Raw genomic sequence first — 24,795 nt, forward strand, 5'->3', positions numbered from 1 at the left:
GCCCGGCGTTCGAAGGTCACCTCCGTCTGCTCGTGAACGTCACCGCAGGCCGTTGTCCAGTGCTGTCATGAGGGTGCCTGTGGGGGTGTCGCCCGACATCTCCCAGACCATCCCGCCGAGCAGGCCCTTCGATCTGATCCACTCGGTCTTCTTGCCGATGGACCACGGGTCGTCGAAGCTCCACCACTGGCCGCCGTTGCCGGTGTAGCCGTAGGTGGATATGGACTGTTCGTCGTGGTGGACGGTCAGGTTCGGGACGGTGGTGAGGAGGTTGTGGTAGCCCTTGGTGCCTGCCTCCTCCGGGAACTGGCCGGGGGCCGCGCCGTTCGCCGACTGCCACTCGCCCTTCACGCCGCCGTCGGCCACTTCCTTCCAGCCGCGGCCGTAGAACGGGAAGCCGATGGTGAGCTTGCGCGGATTGACCCCGGCGTCCAGATAGGTCTGGACCGCCTTCTCGACGCTGAAGTCGAAGGGGTAGGGGTCCTGGGCGTCGCGGCGGAGATTGGCCTGGTGGCCGGTGCGCTTGGGCTCCCAGGAGTTGTCGCTGCCGGCGCCGTGGAAGTCGTAGCCCTGGACGTTGGCGAAGTCCAGGTACTCGAAGATCTTCCTGATGTCCCAGCCCGCCTCGATCTTCACCGGGTCGGCCGGGGTGAACGCGGTCAGGAGCTTGTGGCTGCCGCCCGTGGCGTCGAGCTGCTTGCGGAACTCGGCGAGCAGCGCCGTCAGGTTGTCCTTGTCGGCCGGGCCGTAGCGGTTGCCGGGGTGGCCCTCGGAGCCCGGCCACTCCCAGTCGATGTCGATGCCGTCGAAGACGCCCGCGCCGCTGCCGGGGCCGCCCGCGCCGTTGTAGACGGGCAGGTCGCCCTTGATCCAGGTGTCCACGCAGGACTTGACGAACTTCGCGCGCGACGCCGGGGTCGCCGCCGCGTCCGCGAAGAACTTCGAGAACGTCCAGCCGCCCAGCGAGACCACGACCTTCAGGTGCGGGTGCTTGGCCTTGAGCTTCTTCAGCTGGTTGAAGTTGCCGCGCAGCTTGCCCCAGCCGTCGTCCGCCACCCCGTCCACGGACTGCGCGGCGGAGAAGGCGCGGCCGTAGTCCGCCTCGGCGTCGCCCGCGCCCGTGCCCTCGTCCGGGTCCTGCGGATTGCCGGAGACGCCCTTGACCACTCCGGCCAGGCAGGTGTGGTTGACCGGGTCGACGTTCTCGAAGGCGTAGTTGATGACGTCGAGCTTCGCGGCCGCCCCGGACGTGTCGAGGTTCTTCACGAAGTGCTGGCGGCCGTAGATGCCCCACTGCGCGAAGTAGCCGACCTTGAGGTGGTTGCCGGGCCCTGCCGCGTCGTCCGTGGTCACGCTCACGGCGTTCGACGCGGGGGAGGCGTTGTCGGCCGTGTCACGCGCCTTCACGGTGAACGTGTAGGCGGTCGCGGGCGTCAGGCCCTCTACGGTCGCCGTGGTCGCCGAGGCCGGGACCGTCTTCGCGAGGGTGCCGCCGCGGTAGATGTCGTACGCGGCCACGGCCACGTTGTCCGTCGACTTCTCCCAGGCCAGGGCCGCAGAGACCTGTGTCTTGCCGGTGGCGCGCAGATTGCCCGGCGCGGTCGGCGGGGTCGGGTCGGTCGCCGGGTCGACGGTCGTCGCGGTGACCGGGGGGCTCTCGGGGCTGGTGTTGTCGCGCCGGTCCTTGGCGCGGACGGTGAAGGTGTAGCGGGTGGCCGGGGTCAGGTCGGTGACCGTCGCGCTGTTCGTCGCCGACGTCGCCACCACGCTGCCGCCGCTCAGGACCTCGTACTTGGTGACCGGGTAGTCGCCCGCCCCGGCCAGGGGCCAGGTCAGGGAGATCGTGCGGGACGTGGCGGTCGTGACCGTCGGGCCGCCGGGCGCCGTCGGGGGCTTGTCCGGCGTGCCGTCGCACTTGTCGCCGTTGATGGTGCAGCCCGTCGGCGTCCCGACCGGTCCCCGTCCCGTGAACGTGTAGCTGTACGGCTCGGTCGTGCCGCCCGCCGGGACCCGGCCGTTGTAGTACGCGTTCTTCACGGTGACGTGGCTGCCCGAGACGGTCGCCTCGCCGTGGGTGTGGCCGCTGACGGTGACGCCGGGCGGCAGGTCGAACTCCAGCGTCCAGGCCGTGGACGGGGCTGAGCCGCTGTTGCGGACGACGTACTTGCCCTGCCAGGACGAGCCGCTGCCCTCCGTCGTGAAGGTCGCGGTGAGCGTGCCCGCCGCGTGCGCGGGGGCCGCCGTCAGGGCGGTGAGCAGGGACAGGGGGAGCAGCAGGGCGACGAGCAGGGCGGCGGTGCGGCCGCGCGTGGCCTCGGTCGCTCTTCGTAAGACTCCTGGCGTTCTCCCGGATCCTCTTTCTGTGGGGGTCATGACTCTCCTCGGGGGTGTGGCGTGCGGGTTGCTCCTCGGGGTTCGGGTGGCGCCGGTGCGTTGTGTCGCGCGGGATTGTCGGCGTACATGACAACCCTCGACCGTACTAGGTCTGGACCAATCCCCATACCCCCGCCGCGCGCGGCCGACCTCATCGCGTCAGGCAGAATCAGGCCCATGACGAGCGACCCGCAGCCCACTCCGGCGGAGCAGGACCCGGCGACCCCGGCGAGCCCGGCCGATCCGGAGACGCCGGCCGCCCCGAGCAAGCCGACCGAACCGGAGCCGTCGGCCGCCCCGGAGAAGTCCGCCGCCTCGGAGAAGTCCGCTGCGCCGGAGAAGTCCGCTGCCCTGGACGAGTCCGTTGCTCCGGATGAGTCCGCTGCCCCGGAGAAGTCGACCAGCGCGGAGCCGTCGGCCGCCCCGGAGGGCTCGGCGGCCCGAGGGAAGTCGACCGCCGCGGAGCCGTCGGCCACGGAGCCGTCGGCCACCCGGAAGAAGCCGACCGCCCCGGAGGGCTCGGCAGCGCGGGCGAAGTCGACCGCCGCGTCCGACCGGACCGCCGCGGCCGGCCGCACCGCCCCGGCCGACCAGACCGACCCGGCCTACAAGGACCGCGTCTACCGGTCCCACGGAGCCATCGCCGGAGGCGTCCTGCTGCTCGCGATCGGCATCTGGCTCGGCGTCGACGCGCTGTTCCGGGGCGAGGGACGCACCCCGTGGGTGGCCCTCGCCGGGCTGCTTTTCGCGGTGCCCCTCGTCATCGCCTACACCCTCCGGCCCGCCGTCTACGCCAACGAGGACCGGCTCCGCATCCGCAACCCGTTCCGCACGATCACCCTGCCCTGGGGCGCGGTCTCGGGACTGCGCTCCGGGTACTCGAACGAGGTCTTCACCCAGGACGGCACCAAGTTCCAGCTGTGGGCCATCCCCGTCTCGCTGCGCGGCCGCAAGAAGGCCGCACGGCGCCACGCCCAGCAGGTCGCCGCGGACGACCCGATCGCGAGCCGGGTCCGGCCCGGCGCCCGGGGCACGACACAGCCCCACGCCCGCGACTCCGGCGACCAGTCCATGGACGACCTGCGGGAGATCGCCGAGCGGCGCGAGGGCGCCGAGGCCGCGCAGGGCGAGCCGGTCGCGCACTGGGCGTACGAGATCCTGGCGCCGAGCGTCGCCGGAGCGGTGCTGCTCGCGGTGCTGCTCGCCGTGGGCTGACGGGGCCGTGGGCCGACGGTTCCGCGGGCTGACGTGCGTGGGTCGATGGGGTCCGTGGGTCGATGTGTCCGTGGGCCGACGGGTCCGAAGTCCCCGGCGTCGTCAGTCCCCGCGGCCCAGCCGGAACCCCCGCCAGTGCACCCCGTCCGTCGATATGCGGAACCCGTTCCCGCCGAAGCTGTCCCGCCACAGCCAGCCCACCGGTGTGCCGACCACCGAGCCCGCCGGCGACCTGGCCGTGACCCGGCCGAACGTCCGCGCCCCGTCCGTGCTGCGCCACCCCCCGTCCTCGCCGTGCACCGTCAGGCTGGAGTCATCGGCCACCAGCAGATCGCCGACGAGCGTGCGGGGCTCGACGCCCTTCCTGTGCTTCCACAGCCGCGTCCACGTCAGGCCCTCGTCCTTGCTGACGTGCATCGTGACCAGGCCGTTCTTCGCGGGCGGTGACACCGGGCCCTGCTGGGTCGCGTACAGCCCGCCCCGGCCCGCGACCACCCGGAACACCGCGCCCCCGGCGCCTACTCCCGTCAGGTGCGGCCGCTGCCACGTGCGGCCCCGGTCCGTGCTCCTGGCCAGCGCGGGCAGGCCCGTGCGCCGGTCCGTGCCGGAGACGAACAAGCCCGCCCTGCGGACGTCACCGGCCTGACGCAACGGCCCCTTCAGCGGCGGCTGGTGGGCCAGGACGTGATGCCGACCCGTCCTCGGCGACACGGCGAGCAGCCGCTCCCGCGCGCAGTCGTTCGGGTCGGACCGGTCGCGCTCCACACACTCGGGGACGAGCACGCCGCCCCGCGCCACAGCCGCCGCCGTACCCGCCGCCCCCGTCGTGCCGCGCCGCCACGTCCGGCCACCGTCACCCGTGAACCACGTGCGCCCCGGCGTGTCCGCGCGCTCCGAGCCCTCGCCTATCAGCGCCCGCCCCGGCCCGAGCACCGTCAGGTCCGCCGACACGCCCCGGTCGCCCGTCACGTCCCGCAGTGGCGAACTGCCCCGGCGCCACCCCTTCGCACCCCGGTCGAGCACCGCGACCCGCTGGCGGCACCGGCGCTCCGAGCACTCGGCGAGCAGCGCGAAGCCGGAGCCGTCCGCCGCGAAACCGATGCCGAACGGTGAGCCGGGCAGATCCGGTGCCGACGGGATCCGCGGCGCCGAAGCCCGGCCCACCGCCTTCCCCGCTCCCCGGCCGACCGAGGACCCCGGGCCCCCGCCGCTCGCTCTGCCCTCCGCGCCTCCTGTGTCCCCTGTGCCCCTAGCGCCCCCTGCGCCCTCTCCACCCCCGCACGCCACCAACACCCACACCCCCACCAGGGCCACCGCTCCCCGAAGCCCACGCCCCTTCATGCGACGCCCCCCACTCCACGACGAACCGGCAACTACTCCTGGTACACCGCTCACCGCCCCGAGGTTCCCAATCCCGGACCCCCGATTTCCCTCGACTTCCCGCGACCCCAAGCCCCCCCGATCCCGCGATCACCTGGATCGCGCGGACCACCCGCGCCATCCGCGCCATGCGGAGTTCACGTCCCGCAGACCCCCCACGTCACGGCGGACCCAGCCACACCAGCAGCATGTGCCCGCCGAACGCCGCCGACGTCAGCGCCGCCGCCGAGAGGACCGCGAGCGTCACCCGCGTACGCGCCCGCGCGAGCGCGAGAGCCAGTGGCAGGAGGAGCGGGAAGCCGGGCAGCAGGAAGCGGGCGCGCGGGAAGTAGACGCCGCTGGAGCCGAGGACGATCGCGACCAGCAGACCTGTGAACACCAGGAGCGGGAGCGGCTGTTCGCGTCCGGTCACCGACAGCGCGTACAGGACGAGCGCGCCGAGCAGGACGAGCGTCACCATCACCAGGAACAGCTGCGGGCGCTCCACCAGGAACAGCTGCTTCATCCAGCGCAGCGTGCCGATGCCGCCGTCCCACTCGTTGTGCCACAGCTTCTGCACGGCGAAGTAGCCGTCCCAGCGGCCGAGGCGCGCCCCCACCCAGCCGACGTACGCGAGCCAGCCGAGCGGCGCGAGCAGCGCCCCGGTCAGGGCGCGGGCGTCGAAGCGGCGGCGCAGCGCGAGCAGCGCGGTGACGGACACGGCGGCGGCGACGGCGATCCCGGTCGGCCGCGTCAGGCCCGCGAGCGCGGCGAGGGCTCCCGCCCACACCCAGCGGCCGGTGAGCACCGCGTACAACGACCAGGCCGCGAGGGCCGTGAACAGCGACTCCGTGTAGCCCATCCACTGCACGAGCGCGACCGGCAGACAGGCCCACAGCGTCACCAGGAGCACGCCCGCGCGCCGCCCGTGCAGCCGGTCCCCGACCTTGAAGATCCCCCACGCCGCGAGGAAGGAGCAGCCGACGGCGAGCGCGAGGCCGACGGCGCCGCGCGGTGCCGGGAGCAGCGCGTCGCCCGCCCTGATCAGGAGCGGGAACAGCGGGAAGAACGCCAGGTTGTTGGCGTCGAAGGCGTGCCCGAGCGTGTCCGCGTAGCCGTGCGCCGCGATCTTCAAGTACCAGTCGCAGTCCCAGGACTCGGCGAGGAGATGCCACAGCTCACGGTGTTCGCGGCGGGCCCAGACGGCGAGGACGAGCAGGCCCACGACGCGGACGGCGGCGTATGCGAGGAGCGCGGGCGCCGCGTACCGCAGCGCGCGGGCCGCACGCCGGTGCGCGGCGGCGCGCGGGGCCGTGGCGCGGGGGCGGCGGGAGGCGGGTACGCGGGACGGCGCGGTGGTCGAGAGGTCGGAGGGTGGTCCGTACGGCACTGCGGCTCCCGGTACGAGAAGGTGCGCTACCGGTCGACCCTTCCCGAGGGACCGGTGGCGCACCGGGGAGCAGCGTCAGGCGTCGTACCGGAACCACCCCTTCGGGTGGCAGGGGGTGCGCCCACCCGTACGGGGGGCGGGGGCGGGTCCGGGCTGACGTCACCCGCGCGGCCGCACCCGCCCCCCTCGTGCCTCAGATCCCCGCAGCCTCCGCCAGATCGCGCTTCAGCGCCGCGAGCAGCTCCGCCGCCTTCTCGTGGGCCTCCGGCAGCGCGGCGCGGTCCGCCACCGGCACCACGACCTCCAGGTAGCACTTGAGCTTCGGCTCGGTGCCGCTGGGGCGCACGATGACGCGGGCGCCGTCGAGGGTGTACCGCAGGCCGTCCGTGGGCGGCAGCGTCTCCGTGCCCTTGGTCAGGTCCTCCGCGCGGGTCACCGCGAGCCCGGCGAGGCGCTCCGGCCGCCCCTCGCGCAGCCGGCGCATCGCGGCCGCGATCAGCGACAGGTCCTCCACCCGCACCGACAGCTGGTCGGTGGCGTGCAGACCGTGCTCCACCGCCAGGTCGTCGAGCAGGTCGAGGAGGGTGCGCCCCTCCTCCTTCAGCCCGGAGGCCAGCTCCGTGACGAGCAGTGCCGCCGTGATGCCGTCCTTGTCGCGTACGCCCTCGGGGTCGACGCAGTAGCCGAGCGCCTCCTCGTAGCCGTACCGCAGGCCGTCGACGCGGGCGATCCACTTGAAGCCCGTCAGCGTCTCCTCGTAGCCGAGGCCCGCCTTCTCGGCGATGCGGCCGAGCAGCGACGACGACACGATCGACTCGGCGAAGGTGCGCGGCCCGTCCGCGGCGACACCCCTGCGGACCAGGTGCGCGGCGAGCAGCGCGCCGACCTCGTCGCCGCGCAGCATCCGCCAGTCGCCGTCGCCCACCGGCACGGCCACCGCGCAGCGGTCCGCGTCCGGGTCGTTGGCGATCACCAGGTCGGGGCGGGCCTCGCGGGCCGTGGCGAACGCCAGGTCCATCGCGCCCGGCTCCTCCGGGTTCGGGAAGGCGACCGTCGGGAAGTCGGGGTCGGGCTCCGCCTGCTCCGCGACGAGCACGGGCTCGGGGAAACCGGCCCGCGCGAACGCCGCGAGGAGCGTGTCCTTGCCGACGCCGTGCATGGCCGTGTAGACGCTCCGGGCGGTCCGCGGGGAGTCCTGGGCCAGAACGGCGTCCGTACGCGCCAGATAGGCCTCCAGGACGTCCTCGCCGAGGGTCTGCCAGCCGCTCTCCGGACGCGGTACGTCGTGCAGGCTGCGCACCGCCGCGATCTCGGCGGCGATCTCGCCGTCGGCGGGCGGCACGATCTGCGAGCCGTCGCCCAGGTAGACCTTGTAGCCGTTGTCGCGCGGCGGGTTGTGGCTGGCGGTGACCTCCACGCCCGCGACCGCGCCCAGGTGCCGTATGGCGAAGGCGAGGACCGGGGTCGGCAGGGGGCGCGGCAGGACGGCGGCGCGCAGGCCCGCGCCGGTCATCACGGCGGCGGTGTCGCGCGCGAAGTCGGCGGACTTGTAGCGGGCGTCGTAGCCGATCACGACCAGGCCGTCGGTGTGGCCCTTGCCCTTCAGGTACGCCGCCAGGCCCGCGGCCGCGCGGATGACCACGGAACGGTTCATCCGCAGCGGGCCCGCGCCCAGCTCGCCGCGCAGACCGGCGGTGCCGAACTGCAGCGTGCCCGCGAACCGCGCGGCAAGGTCGGCGAGGACGGCCGGGCTGCCCGGCGCCGCGTCGACGAGCTTCGCCAGCTCCTCGCGGGTCTCCGGGTCCGGGTCCTCGGCCAGCCAGGCCTGGGCGCGGGCGATGAGTTCTCCGTGGTCCTGCACGTCTGGTCGGCCTCTCCGTGACGGGGGTCTTGCTCTTCCGGCTTTCCCGCCCGGCGCGCGTCGGTACCCGCCGCGCGGCCGGACGGGGTCAGGTGGGGCGGGTGGGTCAGATGCGGCCCAGGACCTGCCCGAGCAGCTCGCCCATCCGCGTGGCGGAGTCGCGGCCCGCCTGCAGGACCTCCTCGTGGTTCAGCGGCTCGCCCGTCATGCCCGCGGCGAGGTTCGTCACCAGGGAGATGCCGAGCACCTCGGCGCCCGCCTCGCGCGCGGCGATGGCTTCGAGCACCGTCGACATGCCGACCAGGTCCGCGCCGATCGTGCGGGCCATCCGGATCTCGGCCGGGGTCTCGTAGTGCGGGCCGGGGAACTGGGCGTACACGCCCTCTTCCAGGCTCGGGTCGATCTCCTTGCACAGCGCGCGCAGCCGCGGCGAGTACAGGTCGGTCAGGTCCACGAAGTTCGCGCCGACGATCGGGGACGTCGCCGTCAGGTTCAGGTGGTCGCTGATCAGCACGGGCTGGCCCGGGCGCATGCCCTCGCGCAGGCCGCCGCAGCCGTTCGTCAGCACGATCGTCTTGCAGCCGGCGGCCACGGCGGTCCGTACACCGTGCGCGACCGCGGCGACGCCGCGGCCCTCGTAGTAGTGCGTGCGGCCCAGGAAGACCAGGGCACGCTTCTCCCCGATCTTGAAGGAGCGGATCCGGCCGCCGTGGCCCGCCACGGCCGGCGGCGGGAAGCCCGGCAGCTCGGTGACCGGGAACTCGGCCTCGGGAGCGCCGAGCGCCTCCACGGCGGGTGCCCAGCCGGAGCCCATCACGAGGGCTACGTCGTGGGTCTCGGCGCCTGTCAGCTCGCGCAGGCGGGCGGCGGCGGCGTCGGCGGCGGCGTAGGGGTCGCCCTGGATGTCGTCCGGAATAACTGAAGCGTTCACGCCGACGAGGGTAGCCGGTTACGCCCTACGCGCGTAGATGACGATGCCCACGGGATCCGGATCGTTGCCTTGTCGTTTCCCACAAGGGGGTGCGGGGCGCTGTCCTTCGCGGGGCGCCCCAGTCCCACCCCTTCCCGAAACCGGGGCGCTGCGCCCCCTGGACCCCAGCCCCCGCGCACGCGTCCCGTGCGGGTGGGACAGCCGCCGCCGATCGGCCTTCGGCCTCGTCCTCAAACGCCGGACGGGCTGAAGACTTCCCCCGGGGCGGGCCGGAGAGGCGCGGCGGCGTGAGCCGTTTCGGGGCTGAGGGTGCCGTGCGGTTGCTCAGCTGGTGCAGGTGGGGGCGGGTGGGTGGGAGAGCCTGTCCGGCGTTTGAGGACGAGGCGCGAAGCGCCGATCGGGGGGCGCCCTTGCGCAGGGCAGGAGTGGCTCAGCAGGGGTGTTTGCGGAGGTTCATCACGTAGTCGTGGGGCGCCCCGGCCGACTCCGCGGCGTCGGCGAGTTCGCCGAGGTAGCGGGCGGAGGGCAAGCCGCCCTCGTAGCCGTTGAGTACGTACACCCAGGCGGCCTCCTCGCCCTCCAGGGTGTGCACACGGACCCGCATGCGCCGGTAGATGTCGAGCCCGACACCCTCCCACCGGTCCATGGAGTCCTCGTCCATCGGGGCGATGTCGTACAGCGCGACGAACACCTGCGAGCGCGGCGCCTCGACGATCGTCGCGAGCGCGCCCTCCCAGCCCATGTGCTCGCCGCCGAACGTCAGCCGCCAGTCGTTGAGCCAGCCGGTCGCGCGCAGCGGCGAGTGCGGGGCGCGGCGCGTCATCAGCCGCGCGTCGAGATTGCCGGCGTACGCGGCGTAGAGCGACATGGGACCGAGGGTACGTCTTCCTGGCGTGGGCGCCTTACGCCGTGGGGTTTCTCATGGGGCTGCGCCCCTTTCCCCCTCGTCGGCGCTTCGCGCCTCGTCCTCAAACGCCGGACGGGCTCTGCCCCCCGGGCCTCGTCCTCGATCGCCGGACGGCTTTGCCCCCCGGCTCGTCGTCGGCTCGGGCTGTGCGGGACAATGGCGTATGTGACTCGGATCGTGATCATTGGCGGCGGACCCGGCGGATATGAGGCGGCCCTGGTGGCCGCCCAGCTCGGCGCGGAGGTGACCGTCGTCGACTGCGACGGTCTGGGCGGGGCGTCGGTGCTCACCGACTGCGTACCGTCGAAGACCCTGATCGCGACGGCCGAGGTGATGACGACCTTCGACTCCTCGTACGAGGAGCTGGGCATCATCGTCGAGGACGACACGCCCCACATCGACCAGGCGGCCAGGGTCGTCGGCGTGGACCTCGGCAAGGTCAACCGGCGTGTGAAGCGGCTCGCGCTCGCGCAGTCGCACGACATCACGGCGTCCGTGACGCGTGCGGGCGCCCGGGTCATGCGCGGCCGCGGCCGTCTGGAGGGCCAGCAGGCCATGGACGGCTCCCGCAAGGTCGTCGTGCGCGCCGCCGACGGCTCGGAGGAGACGCTCGTCGCCGACGCCGTCCTGATCGCGACCGGCGGCCACCCGCGCGAGCTGCCCGACGCCCAGCCGGACGGCGAGCGGATCCTGAACTGGACGCAGGTGTACGACCTCGACGAGCTGCCCGAGGAGCTCATCGTGGTCGGGTCGGGTGTGACGGGCGCCGAGTTCGCCGGTGCCTACCAGGCGCTCGGCTCGCGGGTCACGCTGGTGTCGTCGCGCGACCGGGTGCTGCCGGGCGAGGACCCCGACGCCGCCGCGGTGCTCGAGGACGTCTTCCGGCGGCGTGGCATGAACGTCATGGGCCGTACCCGCGCCGCCTCCGCCAAGCGCGTGGGCGACCGCGTCGAGGTCACGCTGGCCGACGGCCGCGTCATCTCCGGCTCGCACTGCCTGATGGCCGTCGGCGCCATCCCCAACAGCGACGGGATGGGCCTGGAGGAGGCCGGGGTCAAGCTCAAGGACTCCGGGCACATCTGGACCGACCGGGTGTCCAGGACCTCCGCCCCCGGCGTGTACGCCGCCGGTGACGTCACCGGCATCTTCGCCCTCGCGTCGGTCGCCGCCATGCAGGGCCGCATCGCGATGTACCACTTCCTGGGCGACGCGGTCACCCCGCTCAACCTGAAGACCGTCTCGTCGAACGTCTTCACCGACCCGGAGATCGCGACCGTCGGCTACAGCCAGGCCGACGTCGACGCCGGAAAGATCGACGCCCGCGTCGTCAAGCTCCCGCTGCTCCGCAACCCGCGCGCGAAGATGCAGGGCATCCGCGACGGCTTCGTCAAGATCTTCTGCCGTCCGGGTACGGGAATCGTGGTCGGCGGAGTCGTCGTATCGCCCCGCGCCTCGGAACTGATCCACCCCATCTCGATCGCGGTCGACAACAATCTGACGGTGGAGCAGATCGCTAACGCCTTCACCGTGTACCCATCGCTTTCGGGCTCGATCGCCGAAGTCGCCCGTCAGTTGCACACGAGTAAGGTCGCCGGGGAGGCCTGATCCCGACCGTTCGGTCAGAGCGCGCCGACCGGCCGATGTGATCGTCCGGTCGGCCGGATTCAACTCTCCGCAGGTCACAGCCTGTTGCCGAGCATTCGCGCGGCATAGGCGGGGTGAGTACCCCCTATACCACTTCCACCCCTACTGTGCGAACAACTTCTGTAATTCGGCGCAAACTGCTGAAAGCAGACGGTCGTTGGGGTTACTGTCAGTTTCGTGTTCGCTGCAGAACGTCGCCAATTGATCCTCGAAATGGTGCGAGCCAACGGAGCGGTGTCGCTCCGTGAGCTCGCCCGCGTCGTCCAGACCTCCGAAGTGACCGTACGGCGGGACGTGCGCGCGCTGGAGGCAGAAGGACTCCTCGACCGCCGGCATGGCGGTGCGGTATTGCCGGGCGGATTCACGCGGGAGTCCGGCTTTCCGCAGAAATCACATCTCGCGTCCGCCGAGAAGACGGCCATCGCCGATCTCGCGGCGGGTCTCGTCGAAGAGGGCGAAGCCATCGTCGTCGGGGCGGGTACGACCACGCAGGAGCTGGCCCGACGGCTCGCGCGGGTGCCCGGCCTGACCGTCGTCACCAACTCCCTGTTGGTGGCACAGGCGCTCGCCCACGCCAACCGGGTGGAAGTCGTCATGACCGGCGGCACCCTGCGCGGTTCGAACTACGCGCTGGTGGGCAGCGGCGCCGAGCAGTCCCTCCAGGGGCTCAGGGTGTCGCGGGCGTTCCTGTCGGGCAGCGGCCTGACCGCCGAGCGCGGCCTGTCCACCTCCAACATGCTGTCGGCGAGCGTGGACCGTGCGCTCGTGCAGGCCGCCGCGGAGGTGGTGGTCCTCGCCGACCACACCAAGCTCGGCACCGACACGATGTTCCAGACGGTGCCGACGGACGTCATCACCCGTCTGGTCACGGACGAGCCGCCCGCGCACGACGACCGCGCGGCGACCGAGTTGCAGGCACTGGCCGACCAGGGCGTGCAGATCGCGGTCGCCGGAGCGTCGACGGGCCCCGGCCAGGCCCCCGGAGTTGACTCCGTCCCAGCAGGCCGGCAGGCACGCAGGGACGTGCCGTTGCCCGGTCAGCGGCGGGGGCACGGGGGCCATGGTGCGGGGCCCGGCGCCGGGCCGCAGTTGCGCAGCGCGTCCGTGCTCGGCGAGCAGCCCGCCGGGGAGCGTGCGGCTCGGGTCGCCGACCTGCGGCGCCGGTAGGAGGCCTGGCCCCTGGGCCTTGGGCGGGCTCGGCCGGGTCGGCCTGGTCCTGCCCCTGGCCGGGGGCGCCGCCGCATCGGCGCTGCGCGCCTCGTCCTCAAGCGCCGGACGGGCTGTTACCTGCTTGCCCGGTGGAGTCTGCCTTCAGGCCGCGTAGCGTCAACATCAAGAGGCGGTCCGCCAACTCCGGGTCGTCCGGGGACTCCTCCGCCGCCAGCGCGATCGCGTTCGTCAGCTGGAGCAGGTCGTCGATCGACACGTCCTGGCGCACCGCGCCCGCCGACTGGGCCCGTTCCAGGAGTCGGGTGCCCGCCTCCCGCATCGGGCGGCTGCACCGCGCGAGGGCGGAACTGTCGTCCCGCGAGGCCGACATGAGGGCGTGGGCGAGGCCCCGGTACTCACCCGCATGAGTGATGATCGCCCGTAGCCACTCCACCAGGGCCGTGCAGGGCTGCGGGGCGTCCTGGAGGGCTCGGGAGCGGGTCAGGAGGTCGCTGACCGCGTCCTCGAAGACGGCGCTCAGCAGGGCGTGGCGGGTCGGGAAGTGGCGGTACAGGGTGCCGATGCCCACGCCCGCCCGGCGGGCCACGTCCTCCAGGGAGGTGTCCGTGCCGTGTTCCGCGAACGCGGTGCGGGCCTCGCTCAGGAGCCGGTGGTGGTTGCGGCGGGCGTCGGCGCGCATGGGGTCTCCTCGCGGGGGCGCCCCAGTCCCGCCCCTTTCCCGAAACTGGGGCTCCGCCCCAGACCCCGCTCCTCAAACGCCGGAGGGGCTGAAATACAGCCGCACATCATCTAGCCCGTCCGGCGATTGAGGACGAGGCGCGAAGCGCCGACAGCGGGGGTCTGGGGGCAGCGCCCCCAGTTTCGGGAAGGGGCGGGGTTGGGGAGAACTCAGTCCTTGATCTCGCAGATCGCGGCGCCCGACGTCAGCGACGCCCCGACCTCCGCCTGCAGGCCCTTGACCGTACCGGAGCGGTGGGCGTTGAGGGGCTGCTCCATCTTCATGGCCTCGAGGACCACGATGAGGTCGCCCTCCTTGACCTCCTGGCCCTCCTCGACCGCGACCTTGACGATCGTGCCCTGCATGGGCGAGGCGAGGGTGTCGCCGGAGGCGGCGGGCCCGGACTTCTTGGTCGCGCGGCGCTTCGGCTTGGCGCCCGCCGAAAGCCCCGTACGCGCGAGGGACATGCCCATGCCGGCGGGCAGGGAGACCTCGAGGCGCTTGCCGCCGACCTCGACGACGATCGTCTCGCGATCGCCGTCCTCCTCCTCGGCGTCGCCGCCGACGGGGGCGAACGGCGGGATGTCGTTGACGAACTCGGTCTCGATCCAGCGGGTGAAGACCGTGAACGGCTCGTCGGAGCCGGTCAGTTCGGGCGCGAACGCCGGGTCGGTGACCACCTTGCGGTGGAACGGGATGGCGGTGGCCATGCCCTCGACCTCGAACTCGGCCAGGGCGCGCGCGGCCCGCTCCAGGGCCTCCTTGCGGGTGCGGCCGGTGACGATCAGCTTGGCGAGCAGGGAGTCCCAGGCCGGGCCGATGACCGAGCCGGACTCGACACCGGCGTCCAGGCGGACACCGGGACCGGACGGGGCGTCGAACTTGGTGACCGTGCCGGGCGCGGGCAGGAAGCCCCGCCCCGGGTCCTCGCCGTTGATGCGGAACTCGAAGGAGTGGCCGCGCAACTCGGGGTCGCCGTAGCCCAGTTCCTCGCCGTCGGCGATGCGGAACATCTCGCGGACCAGGTCGATGCCCGCGACCTCTTCGGTGACCGGGTGCTCGACCTGCAGACGCGTGTTGACCTCCAGGAAGGAGATCGTGCCGTCGGCGCCGACCAGGAACTCCACGGTGCCCGCGCCGACGTAGCCGGCCTCCTTCAGGATCGCCTTCGAGGAGCTGTACAGCTCCTCCAGCTGGGCGTCCGACAGGAACGGGGCCGGGGCCTCCTCCACCAGCTTCTGGTGGCGGCGCTGCAGCGAGCAGTCACGGGTCGAGACGACGACCACGTTGCCGTGCTGGTCGGCCAGGCACTGGGTCTCCACGTGCCGCGGCTTGTCCAGGTAGCGCTCCACGAAGCACTCGCCGCGGCCGAAGGCCGCGACGGCCTCGCGCACCGCGGAGTCGTACAGCTCCGGCACCTCTTCGAGGGTGCGGGCCACCTTCAGACCGCGGCCGCCGCCGCCGAACGCCGCCTTGATGGCGATCGGCAGGCCGTGCTCCTCGGCGAAGGCCACGACCTCGTCGGAGCCGGAGACCGGGTCCGGCGTGCCCGCGACCAGCGGGGCACCCGCGCGCTGCGCGATGTGCCGGGCGGCGACCTTGTCGCCCAGGTCCCGGATCGCCTGCGGCGGCGGGCCGATCCAGGTCAGACCGGCGTCCAGGACCGCCTGGGCGAACTCCGCGTTCTCGGAGAGGAAGCCGTAGCCCGGGTGGACCGCGTCCGCCCCGGAGTCCTTGGCCGCGGCGAGCACCTTCGCCATGTCCAGGTAGCTGGTGGCCGGAGTGTCACCGCCAAGAGCGAACGCCTCGTCAGCGGCCCGCACATGCAGTGCGTCCCGGTCGGGGTCCGCGTAAACGGCAACGCTCGCGATCCCGGCATCCCGGCACGCCCGGGCGACCCGGACAGCGATTTCGCCACGGTTGGCGATGAGCACCTTGCGCACGATGGCTCCCTCCTTGAAACAAGCCGAGTTTAGGGACTGCCGACACGGCCTTACGACCCGTCCCCAATGGTGAGCTTGCCCACACGGAGCGTGATCCGAGGCCCTGTCGATCCCCGAAATCCCTTGTCGCACCGTGGTACGCAGGGTCCTTTCCCGGCAGCGTAGCCCTCCGGTGTGGTCAAGGTCTCTGTGAGGCAGCGCTGCGGCGCGAGGTCATTCTTTGTGGAGTCCCTACGAATGGCCCAAGATTTCTTTGCCTGCGGTGCAGCCCTTGTCCCTGGGTTTACCCGTTAGTAGCGTGCCGATGTCTCAACGTACTGGCGGTAACAGCGGTCGGCAGAGAGTGGGTGGGCGCCGTGGCGCGCAGACCAGTGGCGTGGGTGGGCGCGATCGCGCTCTGGGCCGAGGCGGTCGGGATCGTCCTGCTCAACTGGTTCCTGGGGCTCGTCGTCGACAAGCAGGACATGTCCATGGGCGGGCTCGACCCGCACGCGATGAGCGTGGGCGCCTGGGTCGCGGGCGGCCTCTTCGGGCTCTACCTCGCGCTGTGCGGCCTCGTCCTCGCCCGCACCGCCGCCACCGACCGCGCGCCCGGACGCCTCGGGAAGATCCTGCTGATCAGTGCCGCCGTGACGCACGGTCTGCTCGGCGCGTTCTCGATCGGCCTGGTGGGCTGGCTCGCGTTCGTCCTCATGATGGCGGTGCTCGGCCTCATCGTGCTGCCGCTCATCGCGTACGACAGGAGGGACGCCGTGGGTGTGGACGGTGCCCCGCAGGCTGCCTGAGCGGTCCTACGGGGCTGCCCGGGCGGGTCGGGGGGTTCTGCCCCCGTGTGTGCCCTCGCGCGCCCCTAGTCCGCCCACAACTCCGTGATCCCGACGCCCAGTTCCCCGAGCAGGCGCCGCAGCATCGGCAGGGAGAGGCCGATGACGTTGCCGTGGTCGCCCTCGATGCCGTCGATGAACGGCGCCGAGCGGCCGTCGAGCGTGAACGCGCCCGCCACGTGCAGCGGTTCGCCGCTGGCGACGTACGCGGCGATCTCCGCGTCGGACGGCTTGCCGAAGCGGACCACCGTCGACGCGGTCGCCGCCACGTGCTCGCCGGAGAGCGTGTCGTACACGCAGTGTCCGGTCTGCAGGACGCCCGCGCGGCCCCGCATGTCCTGCCAGCGGGCGGTGGCCTCCGCGACGTCCGCGGGCTTGCCGAGGGCCCGGCCGTCCAGCTCCAGGACCGAGTCGCAGCCGACGACCAGGGCGCCCTTGGCCTCCGGGCGGGCCGCGACCACCGACGCCTTCGCCTCGGCGAGGGCCTTGGCCAGCTCGGCGGGGGTCGGCGCGGTCACCGCGTCCTCGTCGACGCCGCTGACGATGACCTCGGGCGCGAGGCCCGCCTGGCGCAGCAGGCCGAGCCGGGCCGGGGACTGGGAGGCGAGGACGAGACGGCGGGTTTGATCGCTCATGCGGTCACCCTAGCGAGCGCCTCGGGGCGGTTCGGATGACGCCCGGGGCGAGCACGGCCGGGCGGTTCAGATCACGCCCAGGACGAGCATCGCCACCACCATCGCGAGGGCGAGCAGGACACCCGCACGGCGCATCTTCGCCTGCATGTCCCGCATGTCCTTGGGCGGGTCGTTCTCCGGGTCGGACCACAGCATGGCTCCGATGGTGCGACCGTGCCGCGCCCCGCGCCTGAGTACGCGTACTCAACTTCACGCGCTTCCCGCCCCCGGTCCGTTCACCCGTACAACCCCCGCGCGCCGCCCGGTGTCAACCAGCCGAGGGATTCCAGGGAACGGAGAGAACCGATATGCGCAAGATGCGCAGAACTGTCCTGACCACGGTGGCGACGGCCGCGACGGCCACCGCGGGTCTGCTGGTCCCGCTGTCCGGCGCGGCCGCGGCGGCACCCGCCGCACCCGCCTCAACCGCCGCCCCGAAGGCCGCCGACTTCAACGGCGACGGCTACGGAGACGTGGTGCTCGCCACCCCCAAGGCCACCGTGAACGGCGTCAAGAAGGCCGGGCACGTCGCCGTCCTGTACGGCACCGCGCGGGGCGTCGAGGGCGGCCGCAAGGCGCTGATCAGCCAGGCCTCCGCCAAGGTGCCGGGCAGCCCGGAGGCCGGGGACCAGTTCGGCGGGGCGTACGACACCGGGGACCTCGACGGCGACGGGTACACCGACCTGGTCGTCGGCGTCCCGGGCGAGAACGACAACGCCGGGCTCATGACCGTCCTGTGGGGCGGCCGGGGCGGGCTGAACAACGGCGGCCTGAGCACGGCGACCCCGCACCAGAGCCTCGACCTGCACTACGGCCAGTCCGTCGTGGTCGGCGACTTCGACGGCGACGGCAAGCAGCAGCTCGCCACGCACTCGTACTACGGCGCCGTGAGCCTGTCCGGCGACGGCTTCACCCGCACCTGGGCGCCGAAGCAGCAGCGCCTCGCCCTGGGCGGCAGCGACAGCTTCCGGGTCGCCGAGCGCCTGGACGCAGGTGATTACGACGGCGACGGCGACGACGACCTGCTGGCCTCCGGCATCGAGAACATCGAGGGCGACGAGCTGGACGGCTGGTTCGGCCACTGGGCCGGGGGCCGCGACGGGATGACGTTCACCGACCAGCCCGCCGCGCTGCCCCCGACCCGCATCGGCCTGAAGGGCTCCGGCGACATCGACAAGGACGGCTACGCCGACGTCGTCGTCACCGACTACGACCTCGCCAAGGGCGGCGGCGTCGGCGTCTACTACGGCGGCCCCGCGGGCCCCGGCACCGGCGGCAGGACCGTCATCGACCAGGACAGCCCGGGCGTACCCGGAGTGGACGAGGGCGGCGACGAGTTCGGCGCGAGTGCCGCGGTCGGTGACGTCGACGGCGACGGCTACGCGGATGTCGCGGTCGGCGCGCCCGCCGAGGACGTGGACGGCCGGGTCGCCACCGGCGCCGTCACCCTCCTCAAGGGCTCCGCGTCCGGCCTCACCGGCGCAGGCGCGCAGGCCCTGAACCAGAGCACCGCGGGCGTGCCCGGCGCCGCCGAGGACGACGACCGCTTCGGCTCCGCCGTCCGCGTGCAGGACACCGACGGCGACGGCCGTGCCGAGGTCGTCGTCGCGGCGGCCGGCGAGGACGTGTTCCCCGGGGCGCGCTGGTCCGACGGCTCGGACTGGGTGCTGCGCGGGTCTTCGGCCGGGGTCACGGCGACCTACGCGTACGCGCTCAGCGAGAAGGCGTTCGGCCTCACCTACCAGAACAAGGGCTTCGGGTCGGTGCTCGGGAGCTGACCCGGGGGCCGGGCCGTGGGGCGCGCACGGATCGCGCGCGCCCCACGGACAGCTCGGGTCACCCCGGCCGGACAGCTCGGGTCACGCCGACCAGACGGACCTCTCGGGTCACCCCGGCCAGTACGTGCGGCTCCACGCCGCCGCGCCCGGTGCGGGCATCCGCTCGCGGGCCACCCGCGCCGGGTCCGCCCAGGCGGCCGGGACCGGGGGCGCGCCGGACGGCGCGTGCGCTGCCGCCGCGGCGCGCGCCTGGACCACCGCCAGGGCGGCGGCCAGCTCCTCAGGGGTGGGATTGCCCCGTACGACCTTGATCACAGTGGCTCCCTTCGGGAACGAAGCGGACGAAGCGGACGGTGCGGACTACAGCGGGATGTTGCCGTGCTTCTTCGGAGGCAGGGATTCCCGCTTCGTCCGCAGCTGACGCAGTCCGCGTACGAGGTGCGAGCGGGTCTCGGACGGCAGGATCACGGCGTCGATGTAGCCGCGCTCGGCCGCGGTGTAGGGGTTCAGGAGCGCGTCCTCGTACTCCTGGATCAGCCGGGCCCGGGTGGCCTCCTGGTCCTCGGGCTCCGCCGCCGCGATCGTGCGGCGGTGCAGGATGTTCACCGCGCCCTGCGCGCCCATCACCGCGATCTGCGCCGTCGGCCAGGCGAGGTTCAGATCGGCGCCCAGGTGCTTGGAGCCCATCACGTCGTACGCCCCGCCGAACGCCTTGCGCGTGATGACGGTGATGAGGGGGACGGTGGCCTCGGCGTAGGCGTAGATGAGCTTGGCGCCGCGCCGGATGATGCCCGTGTGCTCCTGGTCCACGCCCGGCAGGAAGCCCGGCACGTCCACGAAGGTGATCACGGGCACGTTGAACGCGTCGCAGGTGCGCACGAACCGCGCCGCCTTCTCGGACGCGTCGATGTCCAGACAGCCCGCGAACTGCATCGGCTGGTTGGCGACGAGACCCACCGGGTGGCCCTCGACGCGGCCGAAGCCCGTGATGATGTTCGGCGCGAACAGGGGCTGCGTCTCGAAGAACTCGGCGTCGTCCAGGACGTGCTCGAGGACCGTGTGCATGTCGTACGGCTGGTTCGCGCTGTCCGGCACGAGCGTGTCGAGCTCGCGGTCCTCGTCGGACGGTTCGAGGTCCGCTTCCTCCGGGAAGGCCGGGGGCTCGGTCAGGTTGTTCGACGGCAGGTACGAGAGCAGCGACTTCACGTACTCGATGGCGTCCTTCTCGTCGCCCGCCATGTGGTGCGCCACGCCGGAGGTCGCGTTGTGCGTGCGGGCGCCGCCCAGCTCCTCGAAGCCGACGTCCTCGCCGGTGACCGTCTTGATGACGTCCGGGCCCGTGATGAACATGTGCGACGTCTGGTCGACCATGACCGTGAAGTCCGTGATCGCGGGGGAGTACACCGCGCCGCCCGCGCACGGGCCGACCACGAGGCTGATCTGCGGGATCACACCGGACGCGTGGGTGTTCCTGCGGAAGATCTCCCCGTACATCCCGAGCGCCATCACGCCCTCCTGGATGCGGGCGCCGCCCGAGTCGTTGATGCCGACCACCGGACAGCCCGTCTTCAGGGCGAAGTCCATCACCTTCACGATCTTCTGGCCGAAGACCTCGCCGAGCGCGCCGCCGAACACGGTGAAGTCCTGCGAGAACACCGCCACCGGGCGGCCGTCCACCGTGCCGTACCCGGTCACCACCCCGTCGCCGTACGGCCGGTTGGCCTCCAGGCCGAAGTTCGTGGAGCGGTGCCTCGCGAACTCGTCGAGCTCGACGAACGAGCCCTCGTCCAGAAGCAGTTCGACCCGCTCGCGCGCCGTCAGCTTCCCCTTCGCGTGCTGCTTCTCGACCGCCCGCGCGGAACCCGCGTGCTTCGCCTCGTCGATGCGGCGCCGCAGATCGGCGAGCTTGCCCGCCGTCGTGTGGATGTCGATCTCAGTGTCGGGCGTGTCGGCCCTGTTGGGCTCTTGCGGCTCGGACATCGGGTCGCGGCTCCCTGCCTGCTCAATGGGGACTGGGGCGGGTGACGGCGTGCTCTGGTGGCACGCGGTGCCAGCTGGCTACTGCCCCGTAGCGTATCGGCGCGCATACGCCTGTGCAGTGCGGCGTTTACCACACCTAGGGTGGCTTGCATGACGCCGCCGAATGACTCAAACGACCCCCCGAGCCGCTGGTCCGACCTGGACCGGCCGCCCCTCGCCGCCGCCCCGCTGCGCCGCGCCCTCATCCGCGAGGGCGGCCTGTGGACCTCCCTCGACGTCGTCGCCGCCACCGGCTCCACCAACACCGACCTCGCCGCCCGCGCCGACGAACTGCCCGAGGGCGCGATCCTCGTCGCCGAGGAGCAGAGCGCGGGGCGCGGGCGCCTGGACCGGCGCTGGAGCGCGCCCCCGCGCTCCGGCCTGTTCTTCTCCGTCCTGCTCAAGCCGGACGACGTACCCGTGGAGCGGTGGGGGTGGCTGCCGCTGCTCGCCGGCGTCGCCGTCGCCGCGGGCATCGCCCGCACCGCCGGGGTCGACACCGCCCTGAAGTGGCCCAACGACCTCCTGGTCACTGTGGACGGAGAGGAGCGCAAGGCAGGCGGCATCCTCGCCGAGCGCGCCGGGTCCGTCGGCGGCGGCGGGATCGTCGTCGGCGTCGGTATCAACGTCTCCCTGCGCGCCGACGAACTGCCCGTGCCCGGGGCCGGGTCCCTCGCCCTCGCCGGAGCGGCGGGCACCGACCGCGATCCGGTGCTGCGGGCCGTGCTGCGCGAGCTGGAGGACTGGTACGGGAAGTGGCGGGCGGCGGGCGGCGACCCGGCGTCGACGCGGCTCCAGGAGGCGTACGCGGCCGGGTGCGCCACGCTCGGCCGCAGGGTCCGCGCCGAACTCCCCGGCGGCCGGGACGTCACGGGCGAGGCCGTGGCCGTGGACGGCGACGGGCGGCTGGTTCTGGCCACGGAGGACGGGGTGCGGGAGCCGGTGGGGGCGGGGGATGTGGTGCATCTGCGGGCTGCTGGGGAGGGCTGAGGCCGGGGTGGGGCGGTGGAGGTGGGCCGGGCTGAGGGGGCCTCTTGGCTCGGCAGGGATTCAGCGGGGCCTCTGGGCCTCGGTGAGGATTCAGTAGGGCTTGAGCGGGGCCTGAGCGGGGGCCAGGGGGCGTGCGCGTGGCAGCCGGGCGCTGACGCGCGGGCCGAGCGCACCCAGGGGGAGGGCGTGGTGCGCGCCCCGCGCACAGGGGCGCCGAGCCCTCGCCCGGGCCGCCGCTCTGCCAGCATGCACGCGTGCCCACGGCGAACGACCACGCCCAGGACTGGACCCGTTTGGCCGCCCGTACGGACCAGGTGGTCACCGCGGGCCGGACCTGGCTGCGCACGCGACGCCTCCCCGACTTCGACACGTACGCGGACGCCGCGATCCCGTTGATCGAGGAGGAACTGCCCGCCTATCTGGCGCGGTGGGGCCACCGGTCACCGGGGCCGGGTCTCGACCCCGTGCCCGTCCCGCCGGCACAGATCGCGATCCCGCTGGTCCAGCAGCACCAGGTGGCCGCGGACCACCACACCGTCGCCGGCCGGCTCCCCGAGGCACGGACCTTGCGGACGCGCGGTGAGGCGCTGGCGGACCGGCATCTGACCGACGTACAGCGGGCGGAGCACTGGTCGGGGGTGCGCGCGGAGCACCTCTTCGGCGAGGGGAAGGTCGCCCGGGCCCTGGAGGTCCTCGGCCGGGCCGATGGGCTGCTGTGCGCCCACGGCAGGCGGCTCGAGGCCGTGAGCGTGCGGCTGCTGCACGCGGGGCTGCTGCGGGAACTGGGCGACCACGACAAGGCGCTGCTCCTGCTGCGGGGCTTCGAGGAATCGCTGGGAAGCGAGCCGCCCGACGCGGACCAGGTACGGGCGGCCCGGCTTGCCGCGGAGGCGCGCATCCGGGAGGCGGCCGGGCCGGGGGCCGCCGAGGCCGTCGCGCGGGCCGTGGAACTGGAGCGGCGGTCCCAGCTCCACCAGCGACTGCGGGGTCTGAAGGCGGGACTCCTCGCGGACACGGGGCGGTACGCGGAGGCGGAACGGCTGTTCCAGGAACTCCTGCCGTTCATGGGGCCGTTCGCGGAGTTCCACCTGGCCTCGCTGGCCTGGCGGCGGGGCGAGGGAAAGCGCGCGGCGGAGCTCCTGGACGCCCTCGCCCCGGTCTTCGAAGGGAGCGCAGCACAGCGGCGCGCGCTGTCCGGGTTCCCCGCGAACGCCCTCGCGTACCGCCGGAACGCGTACTGCCTCCTGCGGGCCCGGCTGCAGGCCGACGACCGCCCCACGGAGGCTCTGGAGTGGTGCGACCAAGGGCTGTCAGCGACCGCCGAGTTCCCCGACCCGGAGCTGGAGTGGAAACTGCACGGAGAGCGGGCGCGGCGGCTGCGGCGGGCCGACCGGCCCCTGCGGGCGCAGGACGCGTACCGCGAAGCCGTGCGGCTCATCGACCGGCGCCGCCGGGTCTCCATCGGCCTGCGCTGGGACAACTCCTACCTCGCCGAGCGGCTGCCGGTCCTGTACGAGGCCCTGGACCTCGCGGTCGAGCGGCGCGACGCGGCCACCGCCCTTGCGCTCACCGACATGCTCAAGGCCCGGTCCTTCGCGGCCCGGCTCGCCCTGCTGCCCGTGCCGGGAGCGGAGGCGCCCACCGCCGACGAGCGCGAACTGGCCGAGGTGACGGCGGCGATCAACGCCCTGGAGCACGGCGGCGCGAAGACCCCCGAGACCGAGGGCGGACCGGACGCGGCGGCGCGCGCGACCGGATCCGCGGCGCTGCGGGCGCGCCGCAGGGCCCTGGTGGAACGGATCCGTCGCGACGACCCGCGCTGGCGGGCCGTGTCCGAAGGCCCCCCGGTGGATCTGGAGGAGTCGGCCCGGCAGGCCGCGGAGCGCGTCTGGCGGACTCCCGGGGCCCCGGGCGCCCGCGACGCCGGGGCCGCGGGCGTGGGCAAGCGAGCCGCCCTCTCCCTGTACCGGAGGAAGGGCCGGATCGTGGCGGTCGTGGTGAGCGCCGACGGCGTCGAGGTCGCCGCCAAGACCCTGTCCGCCGAGACGGAGCGGGCCCTCGCCGCGCACGCGAAGCGGCTGCGGCCGGGCGCGGGCGGGGACGGCGGCGGGAGCGGCGAGGAACTCGACTTCTCCACCGCGTTCGGGGTGGCGCTGGAGGACCTGGTGCCCCGGCGGTTCGTGGCGACCGCCGTGGGCGCGGACACGCTGCTCGTGTCGCCGCACGCCGAGCTGCACGGGCTGCCGTGGCAACTGCTCACGGCTCTCGGGAAGCCGCTGGTCCGGCACACGGCCGTGGGGGTCCTGCCCAACCTGACCGTGCTGACAGCCCTCGACCGGCCTCCCGCGCGCTCGGTGCGCGTCTCGCTCTTCGGCGCCCCCGACCACGCGGAGCACCAGGGGCTCAAGCGACTGCGGGAGCCCGAGCGGGAGTTGCGCGACCTGGAGGCCGTGTACGGCGGCGGCCGACTCCTGTCGCCGACCGCCATGGGGCCGGGGGCGTGCGTCCGGCGGCTGCTCGATCTGCTCGACCGGCAGGGCGGCCCCGGCACGGTCCTGCACCTCGCCTGCCACGCCACCGGCGCCGGCAGCGACCCCTATGACGCGGGTCTCCACCTGACGGACGGAACGCTGAGCATGGCCCAGCTCGCGGTGCGGCGCGTGCGGTACGACGAGGTCGTGCTCGCCGTCTGCGCGGGAGCCCTGCGGCCCGGCGGCACGGTGCGCGCCGAAGGCCGGGTCCGGCTCGTCGGCGACGACGCGATCACGCTGGCGCACGTCTTCCAGGAGGCGGGGGCGGCGTTCGTCCTGGGCAGCCCGGCTCCGGTCGGGGACCGGTCCGCCCGCGCCTTCGCGCTGGCCTGGCACCGGCACCGGGCGGACGGTACGAGCCCGCTGCGGTCGGCCCGCGAGGCGGCTCGCGAGCTGCTCGACGACGGGCGTTACGCGCGCCACAACTGGGCCGGTCTCACCGGCTTCGGATGCCGGTAGATCCGGCAG

19 protein-coding genes are annotated in these 24,795 nt (G+C 73.3%); 7 read left to right on the top strand and 12 right to left on the bottom strand.

What is annotated here, in order from left to right:
* Positions 1-39 precede the first annotated feature (39 nt).
* A complete protein-coding gene (locus ACFVHO_RS16515) occupies positions 40-2,373 on the bottom strand; it encodes a glycosyl hydrolase family 18 protein (protein ID WP_385714200.1) in 2,334 nt (777 codons plus the stop codon).
* A 639-nt stretch (positions 2,374-3,012) separates the two neighbouring features.
* On the opposite strand from ACFVHO_RS16515, the gene ACFVHO_RS16520 reads away from it, so the two are divergent.
* Positions 3,013-3,588 carry a PH domain-containing protein gene (locus ACFVHO_RS16520; RefSeq protein ID WP_385714309.1) on the top strand — a complete coding sequence of 192 codons (576 nt, stop codon included), beginning with the start codon at positions 3,013-3,015 and terminating at the stop codon, positions 3,586-3,588.
* A 102-nt stretch (positions 3,589-3,690) separates the two neighbouring features.
* On the opposite strand, the gene ACFVHO_RS16525 is transcribed toward ACFVHO_RS16520, so the two are convergent.
* The 5 genes from ACFVHO_RS16525 to ACFVHO_RS16545 form a co-directional block, all read right to left on the bottom strand.
* Positions 3,691-4,752, bottom strand: a complete 1,062-nt coding sequence (locus tag ACFVHO_RS16525; RefSeq protein WP_385714202.1) for an exo-alpha-sialidase — start codon at positions 4,750-4,752, stop codon at positions 3,691-3,693.
* A 376-nt stretch (positions 4,753-5,128) separates the two neighbouring features.
* Positions 5,129-6,337 carry a hypothetical protein gene (locus tag ACFVHO_RS16530; RefSeq protein WP_385714205.1) on the bottom strand — a complete coding sequence of 403 codons (1,209 nt, stop codon included), beginning with the start codon at positions 6,335-6,337 and terminating at the stop codon, positions 5,129-5,131.
* A gap of 193 nt (positions 6,338-6,530) precedes the next feature.
* Positions 6,531-8,198, bottom strand: coding sequence for a phospho-sugar mutase (locus ACFVHO_RS16535; RefSeq protein ID WP_385714207.1), 1,668 nt, complete (start codon positions 8,196-8,198; stop codon positions 6,531-6,533).
* A 106-nt stretch (positions 8,199-8,304) separates the two neighbouring features.
* Positions 8,305-9,129 (bottom strand): purine-nucleoside phosphorylase, encoded by an 825-nt coding sequence (locus tag ACFVHO_RS16540; protein ID WP_030363584.1) that lies wholly within the window; start codon positions 9,127-9,129, stop codon positions 8,305-8,307.
* 430 nt (positions 9,130-9,559) lie between these two features.
* Positions 9,560-9,997 (bottom strand): gamma-glutamylcyclotransferase, encoded by a 438-nt coding sequence (locus ACFVHO_RS16545; protein ID WP_385714210.1) that lies wholly within the window; start codon positions 9,995-9,997, stop codon positions 9,560-9,562.
* Positions 9,998-10,192: 195 nt separating this feature from the next.
* Between ACFVHO_RS16545 and ACFVHO_RS16550 the strand changes: the two genes are divergently transcribed.
* Together ACFVHO_RS16550 and ACFVHO_RS16555 are read left to right on the top strand one after the other, a co-directional pair.
* Positions 10,193-11,641 (top strand): NAD(P)H-quinone dehydrogenase, encoded by a 1,449-nt coding sequence (locus ACFVHO_RS16550; RefSeq protein WP_385714213.1) that lies wholly within the window; start codon positions 10,193-10,195, stop codon positions 11,639-11,641.
* Between the two features lie 216 nt (positions 11,642-11,857).
* On the top strand, positions 11,858-12,847 hold the full coding sequence (locus ACFVHO_RS16555) for a DeoR/GlpR family DNA-binding transcription regulator (protein WP_385714216.1): 990 nt from the start codon (positions 11,858-11,860) through the stop codon (positions 12,845-12,847).
* 97 nt (positions 12,848-12,944) lie between these two features.
* On the opposite strand, the gene ACFVHO_RS16560 is transcribed toward ACFVHO_RS16555, so the two are convergent.
* On the bottom strand, positions 12,945-13,529 hold the full coding sequence (locus ACFVHO_RS16560; protein ID WP_385714218.1) for a TetR/AcrR family transcriptional regulator: 585 nt from the start codon (positions 13,527-13,529) through the stop codon (positions 12,945-12,947).
* A gap of 209 nt (positions 13,530-13,738) precedes the next feature.
* Positions 13,739-15,511 carry an acetyl/propionyl/methylcrotonyl-CoA carboxylase subunit alpha gene (locus ACFVHO_RS16565; protein ID WP_385714221.1) on the bottom strand — a complete coding sequence of 591 codons (1,773 nt, stop codon included), beginning with the start codon at positions 15,509-15,511 and terminating at the stop codon, positions 13,739-13,741.
* 356 nt (positions 15,512-15,867) lie between these two features.
* Here ACFVHO_RS16565 and ACFVHO_RS16570 point away from each other — a divergent pair, with 356 nt between their 5' ends.
* Positions 15,868-16,296, top strand: a complete 429-nt coding sequence (locus ACFVHO_RS16570) for a hypothetical protein (RefSeq protein WP_385714224.1) — start codon at positions 15,868-15,870, stop codon at positions 16,294-16,296.
* A 65-nt stretch (positions 16,297-16,361) separates the two neighbouring features.
* Here ACFVHO_RS16570 and ACFVHO_RS16575 read toward each other — a convergent pair whose 3' ends face one another.
* Both ACFVHO_RS16575 and mmpB read right to left on the bottom strand, forming a co-directional pair.
* Positions 16,362-16,970, bottom strand: a complete 609-nt coding sequence (locus tag ACFVHO_RS16575; RefSeq protein ID WP_385714227.1) for a Maf family protein — start codon at positions 16,968-16,970, stop codon at positions 16,362-16,364.
* A gap of 66 nt (positions 16,971-17,036) precedes the next feature.
* Entirely contained in the window at positions 17,037-17,165 is a 129-nt protein-coding gene (mmpB, locus tag ACFVHO_RS16580; RefSeq protein WP_087887828.1) for a morphogenic membrane protein MmpB, read from the bottom strand.
* A gap of 161 nt (positions 17,166-17,326) precedes the next feature.
* Between mmpB and ACFVHO_RS16585 the strand changes: the two genes are divergently transcribed.
* Positions 17,327-18,787, top strand: coding sequence for an FG-GAP repeat protein (locus tag ACFVHO_RS16585; protein ID WP_385714230.1), 1,461 nt, complete (start codon positions 17,327-17,329; stop codon positions 18,785-18,787).
* Between the two features lie 108 nt (positions 18,788-18,895).
* On the opposite strand, the gene ACFVHO_RS16590 is transcribed toward ACFVHO_RS16585, so the two are convergent.
* Together ACFVHO_RS16590 and ACFVHO_RS16595 are read right to left on the bottom strand one after the other, a co-directional pair.
* The gene (locus tag ACFVHO_RS16590; protein ID WP_380844738.1) at positions 18,896-19,102 is read right to left on the bottom strand and encodes an acyl-CoA carboxylase epsilon subunit; all 207 of its coding nucleotides are present in this window, start codon (positions 19,100-19,102) and stop codon (positions 18,896-18,898) included.
* A gap of 45 nt (positions 19,103-19,147) precedes the next feature.
* Positions 19,148-20,767 carry an acyl-CoA carboxylase subunit beta gene (locus ACFVHO_RS16595; RefSeq protein ID WP_385714233.1) on the bottom strand — a complete coding sequence of 540 codons (1,620 nt, stop codon included), beginning with the start codon at positions 20,765-20,767 and terminating at the stop codon, positions 19,148-19,150.
* A gap of 150 nt (positions 20,768-20,917) precedes the next feature.
* On the opposite strand from ACFVHO_RS16595, the gene ACFVHO_RS16600 reads away from it, so the two are divergent.
* Both ACFVHO_RS16600 and ACFVHO_RS16605 read left to right on the top strand, forming a co-directional pair.
* A complete protein-coding gene (locus ACFVHO_RS16600) occupies positions 20,918-21,796 on the top strand; it encodes a biotin--[acetyl-CoA-carboxylase] ligase (RefSeq protein WP_385714236.1) in 879 nt (292 codons plus the stop codon).
* 254 nt (positions 21,797-22,050) lie between these two features.
* Positions 22,051-24,786 (top strand): CHAT domain-containing protein, encoded by a 2,736-nt coding sequence (locus ACFVHO_RS16605; RefSeq protein WP_385714239.1) that lies wholly within the window; start codon positions 22,051-22,053, stop codon positions 24,784-24,786.
* The last annotated feature ends 9 nt before the right edge of the window (positions 24,787-24,795 follow it).

Origin of the sequence: Streptomyces sp. NPDC127108 (assembly GCF_042677545.1) — a bacterium.
In the GTDB taxonomy this organism is placed as follows: domain Bacteria; phylum Actinomycetota; class Actinomycetes; order Streptomycetales; family Streptomycetaceae; genus Streptomyces.

Coding starts and splice junctions, on each gene's coding strand:
- ACFVHO_RS16545 (WP_385714210.1), bottom strand. CDS start 9,997: ATGTCGCTCTACGCCGCGTACGCCGGCAATCTCGACGCGCGGCTGATG.
- ACFVHO_RS16515 (WP_385714200.1), bottom strand. CDS start 2,373: ATGACCCCCACAGAAAGAGGATCCGGGAGAACGCCAGGAGTCTTACGA.
- ACFVHO_RS16600 (WP_385714236.1), top strand. CDS start 20,918: ATGACGCCGCCGAATGACTCAAACGACCCCCCGAGCCGCTGGTCCGAC.
- ACFVHO_RS16560 (WP_385714218.1), bottom strand. CDS start 13,529: ATGCGCGCCGACGCCCGCCGCAACCACCACCGGCTCCTGAGCGAGGCC.
- ACFVHO_RS16575 (WP_385714227.1), bottom strand. CDS start 16,970: ATGAGCGATCAAACCCGCCGTCTCGTCCTCGCCTCCCAGTCCCCGGCC.
- ACFVHO_RS16585 (WP_385714230.1), top strand. CDS start 17,327: ATGCGCAGAACTGTCCTGACCACGGTGGCGACGGCCGCGACGGCCACC.
- ACFVHO_RS16595 (WP_385714233.1), bottom strand. CDS start 20,767: ATGTCCGAGCCGCAAGAGCCCAACAGGGCCGACACGCCCGACACTGAG.
- ACFVHO_RS16550 (WP_385714213.1), top strand. CDS start 10,193: ATGGCGTATGTGACTCGGATCGTGATCATTGGCGGCGGACCCGGCGGA.
- mmpB (WP_087887828.1), bottom strand. CDS start 17,165: ATGCTGTGGTCCGACCCGGAGAACGACCCGCCCAAGGACATGCGGGAC.